The sequence below is a fragment of the Longimicrobium sp. genome (assembly GCF_036554565.1).
GTDB lineage: Bacteria > Gemmatimonadota > Gemmatimonadetes > Longimicrobiales > Longimicrobiaceae > Longimicrobium.
The window spans coordinates 1-2,600 of the sequence record NZ_DATBNB010000698.1 but is presented as its reverse complement, the minus strand read 5'-3'; the positions used below and the strand labels follow the sequence as shown (position 1 = coordinate 2,600).

Sequence of the window (2,600 nt, the reverse complement as noted above, 5' to 3'; positions counted from 1 at the left end):
GAACGCGCGCGCCAACCGGCTCGCGCGCCACCTCCGCGCGCGAGGCGTGGGGCCAGACGCGCGCGTAGCGATCTCCGTGGAGCGGGGACCGGTGATGGTCGTGGGCCTTCTTGCCATCCTCAAGGCGGGCGGCGCGTACGTACCCCTGGACCCGGCGTACCCGGCCGACCGGCTGCACTACATGCTGGAGGACAGCGCGCCGGCCGCGCTCCTGGTGCAGGCGTCGGTGGCTCCGTCGTTCGCGGAGGTGGGCGTCCCAACCATCGTTCTTGATGCCGCGGCTCCGGCGTGGGCGGGCGAGCCGGAGACGAATCTCGACGGCACGGGGCTGCGGCCCGGCCACCTCGCGTACGTCATCTACACCTCCGGCTCCACGGGAAGGCCGAAGGGTGTGCTGGTCGAGCACCGCAGCCTGGTCAACCACACCGTGTGGCAGGCCGGCGCGTTCGGCATCGGCGCGGACGACACGGTGCTGCAGCGCACGTCCATCTCGTTCGACGCTTCCGTGTGGGAGCTGTGGACGACGCTCGCCACGGGCGCGAGGATGCTCCTTCTCCCCCCGGGCGCGGAGAAGGACCCTGGCGCCATCGCTCGCGTGATCGGGGAGGGCAGCGTCACCATCGCGCAGTTCGTCCCCACGCTCCTGCAGGCGGTGCTCGGCGCGCTGCCGGACGGGGGCTATCTCCCGTGCCGGATCGTCTTCTGTGGCGGCGAGCCGCTCACGGCCTCACTGGTGGATGAGGCGCTGGCGGCGGGCGCGGGAGAGGTGGTCAACCTCTACGGCCCCACCGAGGCAACCATCCAGTCGACCGCGCACGCGTGCGGCGGGATCGGGGACGGGCGCGCGTCCTCCATCGGGCGGCCGATCGCCAACGCGCGGATCTACATCCTCGACCCACGCGGGGGGCCGGTGCCCGTGGGCGTGAAGGGGGAGCTGTACGTCGCCGGCGCCGGGGTGGCGCGCGGCTACCTGGGGCGGCCGGGGCTGACCGCTGAGCGATTCGTGGTGGACCCGTTCGGCGGCGAGGCGGGTGCGCGGATGTACCGCTCCGGCGACTTGGCGCGGTGGAACGCGGACGGGACCATCGAGTTCCTTGGCCGCAACGACCACCAGGTGAAGGTGCGCGGGTTCCGCATCGAACTCGGGGAGATCGAGGCCGTGCTGCACCGGCACGGCGGGTTGCGCGAGGCCGTCGTCGTGGCCCGCGAGGACGCGCCGGGTGACAGGCGGCTGGTGGCGTATGTGGTGGGCCGCGTGGAGACGGACGCGCTGCGCGAGCACCTGCGGGGGAGCCTGCCGGAGTACATGGTGCCGAGTGCGTTCGTGTCGCTCGACCATCTCCCGCTCACCCCGAACGGGAAGCTGGACCGCAAGGCGCTCCCGGCTCCGGATCTCGCCTCGGCCGAGGAGACCTACGTATCGCCGCGCACCCCCGTGGAAGAGGTGCTGGCGGGGATCTGGGCGGAGGTGCTGCGCCTGGAGCGGGTGGGGGTGCACGACAACTTCTTCGAGCTGGGCGGGCATTCGCTCCTCGCCACTCGCGTGGTCTCGCGCGTCCGGGACGTCTTCGCCATCGAGCTGCCGCTTCGCGCACTCTTCGAGGGGGCGACGGTCGCGGAGATGGCGGTGCGCGTGGAGGAGATGCGCCGCGGCGATTTGCCGGTGCTTTTGCCCGTGCTGCCGGTGGAGCGCAGGGGCGCGTTGCCGGTGTCCTTCGCGCAGGAACGCCTCTGGTTCATCGACCAGTTGGAGCCGGGGAACGCCGTCTACACCATGCCCGCGGCGTTGCGCCTGGGCGGTGCGCTGGACCGGGCGGCGCTGGAGCGCGCGCTGGGCGAGATCCTCCGCCGTCACGAGGCGCTGCGGACCACGTTCATGGAGGTGGATGGCTCGCCGGTGCAGGTGGTGGCGCCCTTCGCCGGGTTCACGCTGCCGGTCGACGACCTCTCCGGGCTGGGCGATACGGATCGCGAGGCGGCGGTCCGGCGGCGCGGCGGCGAGGAGGCGCGGCGGCCCTTCGATCTTTCGGCGGGGCCGCTCTTCCGCGCGGCACTGCTGCGGCTGGATGCGGAAGATCACGTGCTGCTGCTCTCGATGCACCACATCGTCAGCGACGGGTGGAGCGTGGGCGTGTTCTTCCGGGAGCTGTCGGCGCTGTACGCCGCCTACCGCGAGGGCAAGGATTCCCAGCTCGCGGAGCTGCCGGTGCAGTACGCGGACTACGCCGTCTGGCAGCGCGAGCAGCTGGAGGGCGAGGTCCTGGATCGGCAGATCTCCTACTGGCGAGAGCGCCTGGTGGGCGCGCCGGAGCTGCTGGAGCTGCCCACCGACCATCCCCGCCCGGCGGTGCAGACGTTCCGGGGGGCGACGGTGCCGGTGGAGTTCTCCCCCGAGCTGCTGGAGCGGTTGCAGGCGCTGGGACGGAGCGAGGGCGCGACGCTGTACATGACGCTGCTAGGCGCCTTCCAGGTGCTGCTGAGCAAGTACGGCGCGGGCGAGGACATCGTCGTCGGCAGCCCCATTGCCGGGCGCCCGCGCCGGGAGGTGGAGGAGCTGATCGGCTTCTTCGTCAACACCCTGGTGCTGCGGACCGATCTCT

General features: G+C 72.1%; 1 protein-coding gene. It reads left to right on the top strand.

The window, feature by feature from the left end:
- Positions 1-46 precede the first annotated feature (46 nt).
- The coding region (locus VIB55_RS19535) for an amino acid adenylation domain-containing protein (RefSeq protein WP_331878346.1) at positions 47-2,600 on the top strand (2,554 nt) is incomplete at its 3' end.